General features: G+C 73.0%; 16 protein-coding genes. 4 read left to right on the top strand and 12 right to left on the bottom strand.

Annotated features, from left to right (window positions below):
* Positions 1-37 precede the first annotated feature (37 nt).
* Genes MUU72_RS10880 through MUU72_RS10865 form a run of 4 tightly spaced genes read right to left on the bottom strand, consistent with a single transcriptional unit; the run spans position 38 to position 4,861 of the window.
* Positions 38-1,696, bottom strand: a complete 1,659-nt coding sequence (locus MUU72_RS10880) for a bifunctional uroporphyrinogen-III C-methyltransferase/uroporphyrinogen-III synthase (RefSeq protein WP_248012984.1) — start codon at positions 1,694-1,696, stop codon at positions 38-40.
* Positions 1,693-2,703: a hydroxymethylbilane synthase gene (hemC, locus tag MUU72_RS10875; protein WP_248012983.1), complete on the bottom strand. Its 1,011-nt coding sequence runs from the start codon at positions 2,701-2,703 to the stop codon at positions 1,693-1,695. Before hemC ends, MUU72_RS10880 begins: the two co-directional genes overlap by 4 nt.
* Positions 2,700-4,085, bottom strand: coding sequence for a glutamyl-tRNA reductase (locus tag MUU72_RS10870; RefSeq protein WP_248012982.1), 1,386 nt, complete (start codon positions 4,083-4,085; stop codon positions 2,700-2,702). Before MUU72_RS10870 ends, hemC begins: the two co-directional genes overlap by 4 nt.
* Positions 4,082-4,861: a redox-sensing transcriptional repressor Rex gene (locus MUU72_RS10865; RefSeq protein ID WP_248012981.1), complete on the bottom strand. Its 780-nt coding sequence runs from the start codon at positions 4,859-4,861 to the stop codon at positions 4,082-4,084. The genes MUU72_RS10870 and MUU72_RS10865 overlap by 4 nt, the downstream gene beginning before the upstream one ends.
* 332 nt (positions 4,862-5,193) lie before the next feature.
* Between MUU72_RS10865 and MUU72_RS10860 the strand changes: the two genes are divergently transcribed.
* The 4 genes from MUU72_RS10860 (at position 5,194) to MUU72_RS10845 (ending at position 9,167) form a co-directional block, all read left to right on the top strand.
* Positions 5,194-5,472, top strand: a complete 279-nt coding sequence (locus tag MUU72_RS10860; RefSeq protein WP_248012980.1) for a glutaredoxin family protein — start codon at positions 5,194-5,196, stop codon at positions 5,470-5,472.
* 237 nt (positions 5,473-5,709) lie between these two features.
* Positions 5,710-6,579 (top strand): HAD family hydrolase, encoded by an 870-nt coding sequence (locus MUU72_RS10855; RefSeq protein WP_372503075.1) that lies wholly within the window; start codon positions 5,710-5,712, stop codon positions 6,577-6,579.
* A gap of 330 nt (positions 6,580-6,909) precedes the next feature.
* A complete protein-coding gene (locus MUU72_RS10850) occupies positions 6,910-7,698 on the top strand; it encodes an ECF subfamily RNA polymerase sigma factor, BldN family (protein WP_248012978.1) in 789 nt (262 codons plus the stop codon).
* A gap of 266 nt (positions 7,699-7,964) precedes the next feature.
* A complete protein-coding gene (locus tag MUU72_RS10845; protein WP_248012977.1) occupies positions 7,965-9,167 on the top strand; it encodes a DUF5667 domain-containing protein in 1,203 nt (400 codons plus the stop codon).
* Positions 9,168-9,236: 69 nt separating this feature from the next.
* Here the strand turns inward: MUU72_RS10845 and MUU72_RS10840 are convergent, their stop codons facing one another.
* The 8 genes from MUU72_RS10840 to MUU72_RS10805 form a co-directional block, all read right to left on the bottom strand.
* Positions 9,237-10,232: a lysophospholipid acyltransferase family protein gene (locus tag MUU72_RS10840; protein WP_248012976.1), complete on the bottom strand. Its 996-nt coding sequence runs from the start codon at positions 10,230-10,232 to the stop codon at positions 9,237-9,239.
* Between the two features lie 14 nt (positions 10,233-10,246).
* The gene (locus MUU72_RS10835; protein WP_248012975.1) at positions 10,247-11,296 is read right to left on the bottom strand and encodes an NAD-dependent epimerase/dehydratase family protein; all 1,050 of its coding nucleotides are present in this window, start codon (positions 11,294-11,296) and stop codon (positions 10,247-10,249) included.
* A gap of 202 nt (positions 11,297-11,498) precedes the next feature.
* The gene (locus MUU72_RS10830; RefSeq protein WP_003948845.1) at positions 11,499-11,597 is read right to left on the bottom strand and encodes a 30S ribosomal protein bS22; all 99 of its coding nucleotides are present in this window, start codon (positions 11,595-11,597) and stop codon (positions 11,499-11,501) included.
* 120 nt (positions 11,598-11,717) lie between these two features.
* The gene (locus tag MUU72_RS10825) at positions 11,718-11,927 is read right to left on the bottom strand and encodes a helix-turn-helix domain-containing protein (protein WP_014144137.1); all 210 of its coding nucleotides are present in this window, start codon (positions 11,925-11,927) and stop codon (positions 11,718-11,720) included.
* 128 nt (positions 11,928-12,055) lie between these two features.
* Positions 12,056-12,871, bottom strand: a complete 816-nt coding sequence (locus MUU72_RS10820) for a phosphatase (RefSeq protein WP_248012974.1) — start codon at positions 12,869-12,871, stop codon at positions 12,056-12,058.
* Between the two features lie 380 nt (positions 12,872-13,251).
* On the bottom strand, positions 13,252-14,427 hold the full coding sequence (locus MUU72_RS10815) for an acetoin utilization protein AcuC (RefSeq protein WP_248012973.1): 1,176 nt from the start codon (positions 14,425-14,427) through the stop codon (positions 13,252-13,254).
* A complete protein-coding gene (locus tag MUU72_RS10810; RefSeq protein ID WP_248012972.1) occupies positions 14,378-15,622 on the bottom strand; it encodes an MFS transporter in 1,245 nt (414 codons plus the stop codon). Before MUU72_RS10810 ends, MUU72_RS10815 begins: the two co-directional genes overlap by 50 nt.
* Positions 15,623-15,738: 116 nt before the next feature.
* A complete protein-coding gene (locus tag MUU72_RS10805) occupies positions 15,739-16,389 on the bottom strand; it encodes an HAD family hydrolase (protein WP_248012971.1) in 651 nt (216 codons plus the stop codon).
* Positions 16,390-16,535: the final 146 nt, after the last annotated feature.

Below are 16,535 nucleotides of genomic sequence, written 5' to 3'. Positions count from 1 at the left end.
CCTGGAGGGCGCCCTCGGGCATCGTGTGGACGGCCGCTCAGCTGCGGGCCCGCCGGCGCGCGCCGGGCCGCCGCTCGCTGGGCCGGGTGACCGGGTCCCCGGCCTCCAGCGCGGCATCCCGCCGCGCCGCGCCGAAGTCCGCGAGCGCCTCGGCCAGCTTGTGCACCGACGGCTCCGGCGACATCACGTCGACCCGCAGCCCGTGCTCCTCGGCGGTCTTGGCGGTGGCCGGGCCGATACAGGCGATCACCGTCACGTTGTGCGGCTTGCCGGCGATGCCGACGAGGTTCCGCACGGTCGAGGACGAGGTGAACAGCACCGCGTCGAAGCCGCCGCCCTTGATCGCCTCCCGGGTCTCGGCCGGCGGCGGCGAGGCCCGCACGGTCCGGTAGGCGGTGACGTCGTCGACCTCCCAGCCCAGCTCGATCAGCCCGGCGACCAGGGTCTCGGTGGCGATGTCGGCGCGCGGCAGGAACACCCGGTCGATCGGGTCGAAGACCGGGTCGTAGGGCGGCCAGTCCTCCAGCAGCCCGGCCGCGGACTGCTCACCGGACGGCACCAGGTCGGGCTTCACGCCGAAGGCGACCAGCGCCCTGGCGGTCTGCTCGCCGACCGCCGCGACCTTGATCCCGGCGAACGCCCGGGCGTCCAGCCCGTACTCCTCGAACTTCTCCCGGACCGCCTTGACGGCGTTGACCGAGGTGAACGCGATCCACTCGTAGCGGCCGGTGACCAGGCCCTTGACCGCGCGCTCCATCTGCTGCGGGGTGCGCGGCGGCTCGACGGCGATGGTCGGGACCTCGTGCGGCACCGCACCGTACGAGACGAGCTGGTCGGAGAGCGACGCGGCCTGCTCCTTGGTCCGCGGGACCAGCACCCGCCAGCCGAACAGCGGCTTGTTCTCGAACCAGGAGAGCTGCTCCCGCTGCGCCGCGGCACTGCGCTCACCGACCACGGCTATGACCGGCTGCCCGCCGTCCGGCGACGGCAGCACCTTCGCGGCCTTGAGCACCTGCGCGACGCTGCCGAGGGTGGCCGTCCAGGTGCGCTGCCGGGTGGTGGTGCCGGCGACCGTGACGGTCATCGGGGTGTCCGGCTTGCGGCCGGCCGCCACCAGCTCCCCGGCGGCCGCGGCCACCGAGTCCAGGCTGGTGGAGACCACCGCGGTGGCGTCGCTGCCGCCCAGCTCCGCCCAGCAGCGGTCATCGGCGGTGCGCGCGTCGATGAACCGCACGTCGGTGCCCGCGGCGTCCCGCAGCGGCACCCCGGCGTAGGCGGGCACGCCGACGGCGGCCGCGATACCGGGGACGACCTCGAAGACGATGCCCTCGGCGGCGCAGGCCAGCATCTCCTCGGCGACGTAGCCGTCGAGTCCGGGGTCTCCGACCACCGCACGGACGACCCGCTTGCCCGCGCGCGCGGCCGTCATGACAAGATTGGCGGTGTCCCTGAGGGCGGAAACGCCAGGGGGGCTGCCGGGGATTGACGCCTCGTCAGCTGACGCCTGCAGCGGTGTGTCCACCTGCGCGCGTGCATGCACACGCACGACGTCCAGGACCTGCGGGTCGGCGATGAGGACGTCCGCGGAGGCCAGCGCCTCCACGGCACGCAGCGTCAGCAGGCCCGGGTCTCCCGGCCCGGCACCCAGGAAGGTGACCTGACCGGAGGCGGAATGGTTCGGGGCGGTGGGGTTCAAAGTGCTCGCTCCCCCATAAGACCGGCCGCACCCTTTGCGAGCATCTCGGCGGCGAGTTCCCGGCCCATGGTGAGGGGGACCGACTCGTCGTCAAGAGAGGCAGGTACGTGCCCGGTGGTGGACAGCTGCACCAGCGTGCTGCCGTCGGTCGTGCCGACGACACCGCGCAGGTGCATTTCGGTGACAGCCTGCTCGCCGGCCTGGGGGCCTCCCCCGCTCGGGGAAAGGTCGGCCAGCGCCGCCACCGGGGCGGAGCAGCCGGCCTCCAGGGCGGCGAGCAGGGAACGCTCGGCGGTCACGGCGGCCCGGGTGACCGGGTCGTCGAGCGCGGCGAGCGCGGCGGCGAGGGCAGCATCGGGGGCGGTGTGCCCCGCCCTGCACTCGACCGCCAGTGCCCCCTGGCCGGGGGCGGGCAAAACCACGTCGGGCGACAGCAGCTGCGTCGCCTCGCCGATGCGGCCGATCCGGGTCAGGCCGGCGGCGGCCAGCACGACCGCGTCCAGCTCGCCCTTCGCGACGAAACCGATCCGGGTGTCGACGTTGCCGCGGACCGGCACGGTCTCGATGCGCTTGCCCAGCGACCTGGCCCAGGCGTTGAGCTGGGCCATCCGCCGCGGCGAGCCGGTACCCACCCGGGCACCGTCCGGCAGCTCCTCGAAGCGCAGGCCGCCGCGGGCGATCAGTGCGTCGCGCGGGTCCTCGCGCTCGGGTACGGCCGCCAGGACCAGCCCGGCCGGATGCGCGGTCGGCAGATCCTTCAGCGAATGGACGGCGAAGTCGATCGCGCCGGCCAGCAGCGCGTCGCGCAGCGCCGACACGAAGACGCCGCTGCCGCCGATCTGCGCCAGCTGCTCCCGGGAGGTGTCGCCGTAGGTGGTGATCTCCACCAGCTCCACGGGGCGGCCGGTCAGCTCCCGCACCGCCTGCGCCACCTGCCCGGACTGGGCCATGGCGAGCGTGCTGCGCCGGGTGCCCAGGCGCAGGGCTCTGCTCGTGCTGTCGGTCATGCCCGCTCCTGTGCTGCATCGTGCCGGTCGGCCCTGCTGACGGCGGCGACCGTCTGCGGGTCGAGGTCGAACAGCTCCCGCAGGGCGTCCGCGTACCCGGCGCCGCCGGGCTCGCTGGCGAGCTGCTTGACCCGCACGGTGGGCGCGTGCAGGAGCTTGTCGACGACCCGGCGGACGGTCTGGGTGATCTCCGCCCGCTGCTTGTCGTCCAGGGCGGGCAGGCGGCCCTCCAGCCGGGCGATCTCGCTGCTGACCACGTCCGCCGCCATGGTGCGCAGGGCGACCACGGTGGGGGTGATGTGCGCGGCCCGCTGGGCGGCGCCGAACGCGGCGACCTCCTCGGCCACGATGGCGCGGACCGCGTCCACGTCGGCGGCCACCGGACCCGCCGACACCGCCGGCTCGCCGGGGGCCGCGGCCGAGGCGTCGGCCAGCGACTCGATGTCGACCAGGCGGGCGCCGTCGATCCGGTGCACCGCCGCGTCGATGTCCCGCGGCATGGCCAGGTCCAGCAGCCACATCCGGTCGGTGCGCCCGGCCAGCGCCGCCGCGATCTGCTCGCCGGTCAGCAGCAGCCCGGCCGCGCCCGTGCAGGACACCACGATCTCGGCCCGGGCCAGCTCCGCCGCGACGGCGTCCATCGCGACCGCGCGGGCGGTCAGCCCGGTGGCCGCACCCGGCCCGCCCGGCTCGGTCAGGATCTGCACCAGGCGCTGGGCGCGGGCCGGCGTGCGGTTGGCGACGGCCAGTTCGCCCACGCCGCTGCGGACGAGGGTGGTGGCGGCCAGCGACGACATCGAGCCGGCGCCGATCACCAGTGCCCGCTTGCCGCGCGCCCAGTCCGCGACGTCCGGGCCGCCGGCCAGCTGCTCCAGGCCGAAGGTGACCAGCGACTGGCCGGCCTTGTCGATCCCGGTCTCGCTGTGCGCGCGCTTGCCGACCCGCAGCGCCTGCTGGAAGAGGTCGTTCAGCAGCCGCCCGGCGGTGTGCTGCTCCTGGGCGACGGCCAGCGCGTCCTTGATCTGGCCGAGGATCTGGCCCTCGCCGACCACCATGGAGTCCAGGCCGCAGGCCACCGAGAAGAGGTGGTGGACGGCGCGGTCCTCGTAGTGGACGTAGAGATAAGGGGTCAGCTCCTCCAGGCCGGCGCCGCCGTGGCGGGCCAGGAGGGTGGACAGCTCGGCGACACCGGCGTGGAACTTGTCCACGTCGGCGTAGAGCTCGATGCGGTTGCAGGTGGACAGCACCGCGGCCTCGGTGGCCGGCTCGGCCGACACCACGTCCTGGAGCAGCTTGCCGCGGCCCTCCGGGGCGAGCGCGGCCCGCTCCAGCACGCTGACCGGCGCGCTGCGGTGACTGAGTCCGACGACGAGAAGGCTCATGCCGGCATCACGGCGGGCACGTCCCCGTCGGGTCCCTTGCGTTCTGCGGCGACGCCCGCGGAACGGGCCGGCGGCGCCGGCGGCGTGCTCCCCGGGCCGGTCTGGCCGGTCTCCTCGCCCGCCTTGCGCTGTTCGTGGAAGGCGAGGATCTGGAGCTCTATGGACAGGTCCACCTTGCGCACGTCCACCCCGTCCGGGACGGTCAGCACGGTCGGCGCGAAGTTCAGGATCGAGGTGACACCGGCGGCGACCAGGCGGTCGCAGACCTGCTGCGCGGCGCCCGCCGGGGTGGCGATCACGCCGATCGACACCCCGTTGTCGCGGATGATCTGCTCCAGCTCGTCGGTGTGCTGCACCGGGATGCCGGCGACCGGCTTGCCCGCCATGGCCGGATCGGCGTCGATCAGCGCGGCGACCCGGAAGCCGCGGGAGGCGAAGCCCCCGTAGTTGGCGAGGGCGGCGCCGAGGTTGCCGATACCGACGATGACCACGGGCCAGTCCTGGGTGAGGCCGAGCTCCCGCGAGATCTGGTAGACGAGGTACTCCACGTCGTAGCCGACGCCCCGGGTCCCGTAGGAGCCGAGGTAGGAGAAGTCCTTGCGCAGCTTCGCGGAGTTGACTCCCGCCGCGGCCGCGAGCTCCTCGGAGGAGACCGTGGGGACCGAACGCTCGGAGAGCGCGGTCAGTGCACGCAGATACAGCGGTAGCCGGGCGACGGTGGCCTCGGGGATGCCTCGGCTTCGGGTCGCCGGTCGGTGAGTTCGGCCAGTTGCCACGGTGCTCCTGCGGGTAGAGCGGGGCTGTGGGCGGCCGTCAGGAACCCGACCGCCCCGTCCCTTGCAGGCTATGTCTTTGTGAACGCGTGCACAAAGATGGTGTCCGTTTTGCCCGGCCAAAGTGATAGGGCTCACGCAGCTTTTACGGGTGTCGGCGGAACCAACTCCCACGCCACACCGTTCACACGCGCCACCGGCTATCCGTGGCAGCACTGACGGGAGCACGCGCCCTCACTCCTCACCGCTATGCCCCCGGACCTCTACAAATCGCCCATCGATGGTAAGCGAACCGGCCACCGGACGGCGCCGCCGCGAACCGGCACAATGGCCCCATGGCCCCCTTGTTCAGCCGCACCCCCCGCAAGAGCCCCGCCGACCGGATGGTCACCCTGATCATGAAGCCGGGCTGCCACCTCTGCGACGACGCGCAGGCGGTGATCGAGAAGGTGTGCGCCGAGACCGGCGCGTCCTGGGAGAAGAAGGACATCACCCAGGACGCCGAACTCCACCGCCAGTACTGGGAGCAGATTCCGGTCGTCCTGGTAGACGGTGCCCAGCACGACTTCTGGCGCGTCGACCCCCGGCGCCTGCGGACGGCCCTGGGCGCCTGAGCCCGCCCGCCGCCCCGGCGCCGCCGCACCGCACCCCCGGCAGCTGGCCGTAACGCGCCCTTCGGCGGTCCCGGTGCCTCCTGACACGCGCCCGTAACCGGCCGCACCGAACAAACTGGCTACGCTAGCCGCATGGCCCGCCCGTCGCCCGCCCCCCGCCCGGACCGGAGCCCCACCGGGGCGCTCTTCCCCACGGGGTGGTTCACCCGCCGCAGACGACCCGCCACCGCCCGCAGCGTGCTGGCCGGCGAGGCCGCGGCCGAGGCCGCCCGGAAGTCCTCGCAGGAGGTGGCGCCGGCCGAGGCCCCGGCCGAACCGGAGTTCCCGGTCGCCGGGGACACCACCGCGGCCGCCTTCTTCGACCTCGACAACACGATCATGCAGGGCGCCGCCCTCTTCCACTTCGGCCGCGGCCTGTACAAGCGGCACTTCTTCCACAAGCGCGACCTGGCCCGCTTCGCCTGGCAGCAGGTCTACTTCCGGCTCGCCGGCTCGGAGAACCCCGAGCACATGGCGGACGTCCGCAACAGCGCGCTCTCCATCGTCCAGGGCCACCGCGTCGCCGAACTCATGGCCATCGGCGAGGAGATCTACGACGAGTACATGGCCGAGCGCGTCTGGCCCGGCACCCGGGCGCTCGCCCAGGCCCACCTCGACGCCGGCCAGAAGGTCTGGCTGGTGACCGCCGCCCCCGTGGAGACCGCCACGATCATCGCCCGCCGGCTGGGCCTGACCGGCGCCCTCGGCACGGTCGCCGAGTCCGTCGGCGGGGTCTACACCGGCAAGCTGGTCGGCGAGCCGCTGCACGGCCCGGCCAAGGCCGAGGCGGTCCGCGCACTGGCCGCCGCCGAGGAACTGGACCTGTCGCACTGCGCCGCCTACAGCGACTCGGCCAACGACATCCCGATGCTCTCGCTCGTCGGCCACCCCTACGCGATCAACCCCGACTCCCGGCTGCACAAGCACGCCCGGGAACACGGCTGGCGGGTGCGCGACTACCGCACCGGCCGCAAGGCGGTGCGGATCGGGATCCCGGCGGCCGCCGGGGTCGGCGCGCTCGCCGGCGGGGCCGCGGCCGCCGCCGCCCTCCAGCGCCGCCGCCGCTGACCATCCTTGATCACCGGGCCCGGCGGCGGGCCATCCGCACTCCCTACCCCCGCGGCCGCGCGGTCAGTCCCTTTCCTGCCGCTTAACCACAACACGCTCTCCAACCAGGCAGATTGCGCTCCCTTCCGATCAATAGTTGCTCAATATTCGATACTTGATCCGCCACCAACCGGACACGGACCGTAAGTAATCGATGATTTGAGCAACTGGGTGTAGCGCTGCCTGTACGAAGCGTTATTCTCCTCAGACGCATTCCGGAACCCACACGTCCCTACGACGAGTGAAGGGTCCCGCACTGCACGTGATGGAAGCTCTGCCTCTGGGAGTCCCGTGTACCCACACGTCGGGGTTGACGCCTCGGGCCTGGCTACGCTGCGTACGACGCTCGTCGACCACCTGCGCAGTTTCGTCCCCACCGCGTACGCCGTCCCCGCATTCGCCACAGCCGTCCCCACCGGCCCCTGCTACGCACTGGCCGACGGGAGCGCTGCGGTCGGCAAGGCCGCCACCGCCGGCAGAACCCGCCGCGCCGGCGCCGGCACCACCACCGCACGCCGCCCCGCGGACAGCGACAGCCGGCGCATGATGGACCTCGTCGAGCGCGCCCAGGCCGGCGAGGCCGACGCCTTCGGCCGCCTCTACGACCAGTACGCCGACACCGTCTACCGCTACATCTACTACCGCGTCGGCGGCCGCGCCACGGCCGAGGACCTCACCAGCGAGACCTTCCTGCGCGCGCTGCGCCGCATCGGCACGTTCACCTGGCAGGGGCGCGACTTCGGCGCCTGGCTGGTGACCATCGCCCGCAACCTCGTCGCCGACCACTTCAAGTCCTCCCGCTTCCGCCTGGAAGTCACCACCGGGGAGATGCTCGACGCCAACGAGGTCGAGCGCAGCCCCGAGGACTCGGTCCTCGAATCCCTCTCCAACGCCGCCCTGCTGGAGGCGGTCCGCAAGCTCAACCCCCAGCAGCAGGAATGCGTCACCCTGCGCTTCCTCCAGGGCCTCTCGGTCGCCGAGACCGCCCGCGTCATGGGCAAGAACGAGGGCGCCATCAAGACCCTCCAGTACCGGGCCGTCCGCACCCTGGCGCGGCTCCTCCCCGACGACGCCCGCTGACACCGCCCTCCCCGCGCGCTCCCAACACCCCGTCACCGGCTCACCGTTGGTGACCGGCCATGCCCTGACGGTCAGATCATCGTGAGTGCGTAACCCGAGTGCCGCGCCGCTCGTTGTGCGGGATGCAGGCTCCATGCGGTCACGCCATGTCCGCTGCCCCTCACTCGATCGAGTGGCCACGGACAAGGCGTGCAACCATCCGGCCCGTCTGGATAGTCAAAGCCAGTCCGGGGAGCCGAGCGGGATGACGAGAGGAGGTGCCGCCCGTGATCGCGAATGTCTCCGTGCACCGGCGGGCCAACGCCTTCGCCCAGGCCCTGGAGGAGCAGGAGCTCAAGGGCGCGGCGGCCGAGGACCAGGTCGACAGTCCGGCGCAGACGCCGGCGGAAGCACGGCTGTTGGCGGTCGCCGACGGCCTCGGGGAGCTCCCGAAGCCGGAGATGGCCGCCGAGGTCAAGACTGTCCAGCGCGCCCAGCTCATCGCCGCGATGGAGGCCGCCTTCGCCGAAGGCGCCCCGTCCGGCGACGCCCGGGTGCCCGAGCAGCGCGAGGCCGGGGGCGCGCACCGCGCCGCGAAATCCCTCGGCCGACTGCGCCCGCGCTCCCGCCTCTCCAAGGGGCTGGCGGCCGGCGGGCTGACCGTCGGCGTGGCCGCCGGCGCGTTCACCGGGGTCGCCGCGGCCAGCACCGACGCCCTCCCCGGCGACTCCCTGTACGGCCTCAAGCGCGGGATGGAGGACCTCCGGCTCACCATGGCCGGCGACGAGTCCGACCGCGGCCGGCTCTACCTCGACCAGGCGTCCACCCGCATGCTGGAGGCCCGCCGCCTGCTGGAGCGCGGCCGGTCCGCGCAGCTCGACCACGAGGCGCTCGCCGAGGTCCGCCGGGCCCTGGCCGGGGTCCGCCACGACGCCGGCGAGGGCCACCGCCTGCTGCACGCCGCGTACGAGCGCGACGGCTCGCTCGCCCCCATCCAGGCGCTGAACTCCTTCACCAAGTCGCACCGCCGCACCTGGACGCAACTGCGCGACAAGCTCCCGGTGCAGCTCACCGACGTCCGCGACGAGGTCAGCTCGGTCTTCGACGCCATAGACGATGAGGTCGGCCCGCTGCGCTCACTGCTCCCGCCGGGCCCGGACAGCCGCGGCCACCACCGCGCCCCGTCCGCCGGCGGCGGCAGCACGGGCGACGACAACCGCCCGTCCCCGGCCGACCGCGGGTCCGGCACCGGCTCCCACGGCACGCCCGAGCGCGCCCCGCGCCCGTCGGCCTCGCCGTCCCAGGAACAGGACGGCCTGCTCGGCGGCAGCACGGGCGGTCTGCTCGACCCGGGCGGCAAGGGCAGCGCGACACCGCATGACGGCAGCCACGGCAAGGACGGCGCGGGCCACCCCGATGTCACGCTCCCGCCGCTGCTGCCCGGGCTGCTGCCCGACCTCGGCATCGACGGCGACAGCCTGCCCAAGTAGCCCGGCTCCCCGCGTGCCCCCGGCATCGCGGGCCGGCCCGGGGCGGCCCCGGCGCTCGGTGTTCTCCGCTCAGAAGAACACCGAGCGCCGCTGCACGAGCAGCTTGTAGAGGGTGTGCTGGATGGTCTCCCGCACCTGGTCGGTGAGGTTGAACATCAGCATCGGGTCGTCGGCCGCCTCGGCCGGATAGCCGTCCGTCGGGATCGGCTCGCCGAACTGGATCGTCCACTTCGTCGGCAGCGGCACCGCACCGAGCGGCCCCAGCCACGGGAAGGTCGGCGTCACCGGGAAGTACGGCAGCCCCAGCACCCGCGCCAGGGTCTTGGCGTTCCCGATCATCGGGTAGATCTCCTCCGCGCCGACGATCGAGCACGGCACGATCGGCACCCCGGCCTTCAGCGCCGTGGAGACGAAACCGCCCCGGCCGAAGCGCTGGAGCTTGTAGCGGTCCGCGAACGGCTTCCCGATGCCCTTGAAGCCCTCCGGCATCACCCCGACGATCTCCCCGCGCTCCAGCAGCCGCTGGGCGTCCTCCGCACAGGCCAGGGTGTGCCCTGCCTTGCGGGCCAGCTCGTTCATCACCGGCAGCACGAACACCAAATCGGCCGCCAGCAGCCGCAGATGGCGCTGCGCCGGGTGGTGGTCGTGCACCGCGACCTGGAGCATCAGCCCGTCCAGCGGGAGCGTCCCGGAGTGGTTGGCGACGATCAGCGCGCCGCCCTCGGCGGGGATGTTCGCCACCCCCTTCACCTCGACCCGGAAGTACTTCTCGTACAGCGGCCGCAGCAGCGACATCAGGACCTGGTCGGTCAGCTCCCGGTCGTAGCCGAAGTCGTCGACCTCGTAGTCACCGGTGATCCGGCGGCGCAGGAACGCCAGCCCGCCGGCGATCCGCTCGTCCAGGGTCCGGCCGCCGGCCGGCTGCGGGGCGGGCACCGGCCGGGGCCCGGAGCGGGCCTCCGGGACGGGCGCCAGCGCCGTGCCGCGCCCGGTGCGCCCGGTGCGCCGGGCCTTGCGGCGGGCCCGGGGCTCCTCGCCGAAGGGGATGACCTTGGCGTCCGCCATCGTGGGTGAACTCCTCACTGGCTCGGGCCGCGGCGTGCGGGCAGCACGCCGGCGAGCCGGTCGACGGTGCGGGCCAGGGACGCGGGCGGCAGCAGCCCGGGTCCGCGGCCGCGGGCGAATTCCGCGAAGGTCTCCGCCGTGGTGTACGCGGGGTGGAAGCCGAGCGTCTCGCGCATCTGCGTGGTCTCCACGACCCGGCCGTGGGTCAGCATCCGGATCTGCTCGGGCGAGAAGTCGGTGATGCCCAGGGACCGCAGGACCGTGCCGGCCCAGGTGACGGTGGGCAGGAACAGCGGCAGGGTGGGGCGGCCCAGCCGGCGGGAGACCTGCGAGAGCAACAGGACACCGTCCCCGGCGATGTTGAACGTGCCGCTGTTGAGGGTGCCGCGGCGCGGCTCGGAGGCGGCGATCCGCAGCACCTCGATCGCGTCGTCCTCGTGGACGAACTGCAGGCGCGGGTCGTAGCCGAGGACGGTGGGCAGGACGGGCAGCGCGAAGTACTCGGCGAGCGGGGAGTCCGCGGAGGGGCCGAGGATGTTGGCGAACCGCAGGACGCACACCGCCACGTCGGGGCGGCGCCGGGCGAAGCCGCGGACGTACCCCTCGACCTCGACGGTGTCCTTGGCGAAGCCGCCGCTGGGCAGGGACTTGGGCGGGGTGTTCTCGGTGAAGACCGCCGGGTCGCGGGGCGCGGAGCCGTAGACGCTGGTGCTGGACTTGATCACCACGCGCTGGACGGCCGGGGCCTTCTGGCAGGCGCCGAGCAGCTGCATGGTGCCGATGACGTTGGTCTCCTTCACGGAGGCCCGGCCGCCGCGGCTGTGCAGGGGGGTGCCGTTGATGTCCATGTGGACGACGGTGTCCACACCGGTCTCGGCCAGGACCCGGGCGATCGCCGGGTGCCGGATGTCGGCCTTGAGGAATTCGGCGTCACCGAGGTGGTGCTCCGGCGCCACGGCATCGACCCCGATCACCCGGTCGACGTCGGGATCGCGCTGGATGCGGCGGACGAACCGGCCCCCCAGCTGCCGTGCGACGCCCGTGACGAGCACGACGTTGCCCAAGATCGGCCCTCCTTCCCGCAGCGGCTTCCGCCGGCGCCGAGCTGTGCGGCTCACGCTATCGGGTCGGTGTTGCGCCGCGGTGACCGCACGATGCCCCGGGCGACATTTGCCCGCAACCACCGTCCATACGGCCCACAGACGCACCGCGGCCCCTCACCGCACGAGGGGCGGTGAGGGGCCGCGAAATCGCGATCAGCGTCGCTTACTTCTTGTTACGACGCTGGACGCGGGTGCGCTTGAGCAGCTTGCGGTGCTTCTTCTTGGCCATCCGCTTGCGCCGCTTCTTGATAACAGAGCCCACGACTACCCTCGCTCACTTCGTATCACTCGGTGCGGGGCGTCCGAGCCCACACTACCTACATCGGGTCAGGGTACCCGGCGCCGGCCGTACCGCGTAATCCGAGGGTCGCCGAACGGCCCGTCAGGCCGATTCCACCCCCACGTACGACTCGCGGAGGTAGTCGTGGACCGCCTGCTCCGGCACCCGGAAGGACCGCCCCACGCGGATCGCGGGCAGATGACCGCTGTGCACCAGGCGGTACACGGTCATCTTCGACACTCGCATCACCGTGGCGACTTCCGCCACTGTCAGGAACACAACCTCGTTCAACGGCCTCTGGTCCGCAGCCATCACACACCTGCACCTTCCGCATAAGACGGGCACCGGCTTCCCCTCCGGTGACTCTTCGTCGCCATGCGTTCACTCCCCAGATTAGGGGCGGGTGATGCGAGTGGGGAAGAGGAGCAGCGAACAGCCGCCTATCCGGACAGACATGACCTATTGAGGACATAGCGGGCCAGTGGTCGGTAGTGCACGGACCGCACCCCATCGTCCAGCGGCACCACCGTGGACAGCCGCCCCTCGGCCTGGCCGACGAACGGCGCGGGGTCGTCGCTGTCCGCCAGCCCGACCGCCTCGATACCCAGCTGACCTGCCCCGCAGACCCACCCGTGGTCCCCGATGACGAGCGCGGGAAGCGGCCCTCCGGCGGCCGCCGCGACCCCCAGGACGGTCCGCACCGGGAGCGGCGAATGGGTGTGCACGCCCCCCTCCGCCGATGCGCCCCGCACGCCGGTCTCTCGCATCAGCGCGACTCCCCGTACGTACGTGACGACCCGCGTGCGTACCCCGAACCGGGTCGCCATGTCGACACGGTGGCCATACGCCGGGGTGAGGACGGGGCAGCCCGCTGCCGAGAGGGCGTCTGCGAGGGCGGCGTAGAACCCCAGCAACCGGTGCGGATGGCCGGTGCCGAGCAGGACCGGCAGCCGGCGGGCGGCCACCGCGGCGAGCCGGCCGGCGAACGCGTCCAGCGCGGCCACCGTCCGCGCCGGGTCGATGACATCCCGGCCGGAAGTGTGCGCCGGATCGGCCGAAACGCCGCACCGCCGCCCCATCAGCCGCAGCACCTCGCCGAAGGACCAGTCCGCTTCCGGGTCCAGGCCGAGCAGCACCCGCGGGTCCCGGGCCGCGAAGAGCCGGTACCGCCGCAGGCTCTGCTCCCGCGTGGTCGCGATCCGCCCCGCCAGCCGCGCCTCGACCAGATGCGCCCGCAGCGCCCCGCTCCCCGCCACGGCCCCATGCTCACCCACCGACCGCGAACCGCATGCCCGAACCAACGAGTAGTCACACATCCGGACCACCCCGGACCACCCCGGGCCACCCCGGGCCACCCCGGGCCACCCCGGGCCACCGACGGAAACGGGCTGCCGGGCTGCCGGGGCACGCTCCTCCCCCTCACCACGTCCCGGGCACGCCTCCCCCTCCGCCCCCTTGGGGCCGGAGCCTCCCGCACCTCCGCGGCCGGAACTCCCCGCGCCTCGCCCCGTCCTCGGAATACCCCGCTCCCCCGCCACGTTGTGGCCCCGCAGGGGGCGCTCACGACCCCTACGGGATCCGTTCCCCTCCCCCCTAAGGCCCCGGCCCCCGCGCCCCCGCCGCCCGCCGCCCGCCCCTACGGCAGCAGCCCGTGCGCCGGGAACACCGCCCGGCGGGTCGCCAGCACCGCCTGGTCGAGCCGGTCGGCCGGGTCGTAGCCGCTCTCGGCGAAATCCCGCCACTGCGGCATCCGCCCGTCCGTCATCCGCTGCGGCGCCAACTGCCGGGTCCGGCGGAACACTTCGTGCCGCCACTCCTCCGGCACCTGCGACGCCGGATCGATCGGCCGGTGCCCCGCGATCGCCGCCAGATGCGTCCAGCTGCGCGGCACCACGTCCACCACCGCATAGCCGCCGCCCCCGAGCGCGACCCACCGCCCGTCCGCGTGCTCGTGCGCCAGCGCATGGCACGCTGCGGCCACCGCCCGCTGCGCGTCCAGACTCACCGCCAGGTGCGCCAACGGGTCCTCGAAGTGGGTGTCGGCGCCGTGCTGGGTCACCAGGACCTGCGGACGGAACGCCGCCAGCAGCTCCGGAACCACCGCGTGGAACGCCCGCAGCCACCCCGCGTCCCCGGTACCGGCCGGCAGCGCCACGTTCACCGCACTGCCCTCCGCGCCCTCCCCGCCGGTCTCCTCCGGCCAGCCGGTCTGCGGGAACAGCGTCCGCGGATGCTCGTGCAGCGAGATCGTCAGCACCCGCGGGTCCTCCCAGAACGCCGCCTGCACGCCGTCGCCGTGATGCACGTCGGTATCCACGTACGCCACCCGTTCGGCGCCCAGCTCCAGCAGCCGGGCGACCGCCAGCGCCGCGTCGTTGTAGACGCAGAATCCGGACGCGCCGCCGGGCATGGCGTGGTGCAGCCCGCCCGTGAAGTTCACCGCGTGCGGCGCATCGCCGCGCCACACGGCCTCCGCGGCGCCCACCGACTGCCCGGCGATCAGCGCCGACGCCTCGTGCATCCCCGGGAACGCCGGGTCGTCCTCGGTCCCCAGGCCGTACCCGGTCTCCGCGGCCGCCGGGTCCGCGGAGGCCCGCCGGACCGCCGCGATGTAGTCCTGCCGGTGGACGAGCCGCAGCGTGGAGTCGCCGGCCGGCTTGGCCGCCACCACCTCCAGCGGCCCGCGGTGGAGCTCGTACGCCTCCACCAGACGCATCGTCAGGGCGAGCCGGACGGGGTCCATCGGATGCCCCGGACCGAAGTCATAGCCCGTTACTGCCTCGTCCCACATCAACTGTGCGCGGCCGCTCATGGCCGTCACCGTACCGGTCCGCGGATGACCCGAACGAGCGGGCGTAGACCAGCGTCACCAGCACGAGGACCATCGGGACGAGCATCGCGCCGCGGTAACTCCACGCGTCCCCCAGCGCCCCCACCAGCGGCGAGCCGATCAGAAACCCCACATAGTTGAAAATGTTCAGTCGCGCGACGGCCGTATCCGACGCCCCCGGACCGTGCCGTTCGACGGCGTACCGCCCGGCCGCCGCGAAGGTCTGCGGCACGATCACACACAGGCCGATCCCCAGCAGCGTGAACCCCGCCATCCCCGCCCAGGCCCCCGGAGCCGCCGCCACCACCGCGAAGCCGGCCGCCGCCACCACCGTCCCGGTCCGCACCACCGCGACCGGCCCGAAGCGCCGCACCCCCAGGTCCCCGACCGCCCGCCCGAGCAGCGTCATCACCGTGTAGACGTTGTACGGCACGGTCGCCAGCTGCTCGGAGCTGTGCAGCACGTCCTGGAGGTACTTGGCGCTCCAGTTGGAGACCGTCGAGTCCCCGATGTACGCGAACGCCATCACCAGGCACAGCGGCAGCAGCAGCCGCATCGCCACCGGTGTCCCACCCCCGGTCCCGCCCGGTTCCGCCCGGCCGTCCGCGTCCACGAACCACCGGCCGATCACCAGCACCACCGGGACGAGGACCGCCACCACCGGGCCGTACAGCAGCGCCAGCGGCAGCTGCCAGTGCGCGCCCGCCCAGGCCAGCGAGGCCCCGACGATCCCGCCCAGGCTGTACGCGGCGTGGAAGCCGAGCATGATGCTGCGCCCGTACGCCCGCTGGAGGCTCACCCCCAGCATGTTCATCGACGCGTCCAGGGCACCCACCGACAGCCCGAACGCGGCCAGCGCCAACGCCACCTGAGGCAGCGAGCCGACCGCTCCGACGGCCAGCAGCGCCAGGCACACCACGGGCTGCACGACACGCAGGACGACGCTCGGCCGGACGCGCCTCACCAGGCGCTCGGTGCCGACGCTGCCGACGCCGGCGAGCACCGGCACCGCGGCCAGGAAGGCCGGCAGCAGCCCGTCCGAGATCCCGTAACGCACCTGGATCGCCGGTATCCGGGTCACGAGCAGGGCGAAGACCGCCCCCTGAGCGAAGAAGCTGAGGGCGAGCGAGACCCGGCCGTGCCGGAGCCGCGCTCCCGGTACCTGAGGGGGCGTCATGGCGGGCCAGCCTAGAACTCCCGGCTACCGCTGGGTAGATGGATCACGCACCCGATTCCCCGCAGCCCGCGCCCCGTTACGGCCCTCGCCGGCGCCGCCCGCCCCGAAAGACGCCGCTACCGCAGCAACTCCGGCAGCTCCGCCATCTCCGCGAAGAGCACGGTGGCTCCGGCCGCGGTGAGCTTCTCCGCCGGCGTCATCGCGGTGAACCCGTACACGTCCATCCCGGCGGCGAGGGCCGCCTGCACGCCCAGGGGGCTGTCCTCGACCACCGCACACCGGCCGGGTTCGACGCCCATCTCCCGGGCCGCGTGCAGGAACAGATCCGGCGCCGGCTTTCCCCGCCCGACGTCCTGCGACGAGAAGATCCGCTCCTCACCGAACCGCTCGAACAGTCCGGTCTTGGTCAGTGCCACCCGGATCCGCTCATGGCTTCCCGACGATCCGACGCAGTACGGCACCCCGTCCGCGGCCAGTTTCTCCAGGACGGCCTCCACGCCGCGCACCGGCTGAAGCTGCCTGCGGAACGCCTCGAAGACCCGCGTGTGGAAAGCGGCCTCGAAGTCTTCCGGAAGCGCCCGCCCTGACTTCTCCCGCACCAGGTCGCACACGCGCTGCATCGACCCGCCCATGAAGTCCCGGAGCGATTCCTCGTACGTGGTCGGGTGCCCCAGCTCGGTCAGGTACCCGGCGAGTATCCGGTTCGAGATCGGTTCGCTGTCCACGAGGACACCGTCATTATCGAAAATGATCAGGTCGTAGCCCATCTCCCGAGACTACCTAGCCCTTTCGGCACACAACGCAAAAAAGCCTCGCCCCCCGAGTCGAAACTCGGGGAACGAGGCTTTATCAAAAGGAGTTCGGCGGCGTCCTACTCTCCCACAGGGTCCCCCCTGCAGTACCATCGGCGCTG

The organism is Streptomyces rhizoryzae (genome assembly GCF_023155275.1).
GTDB lineage: Bacteria > Actinomycetota > Actinomycetes > Streptomycetales > Streptomycetaceae > Streptomyces > Streptomyces rhizoryzae.
Note: the sequence above shows the minus strand (reverse complement) of the source record. Positions and strands in the feature narration are given on the sequence as shown.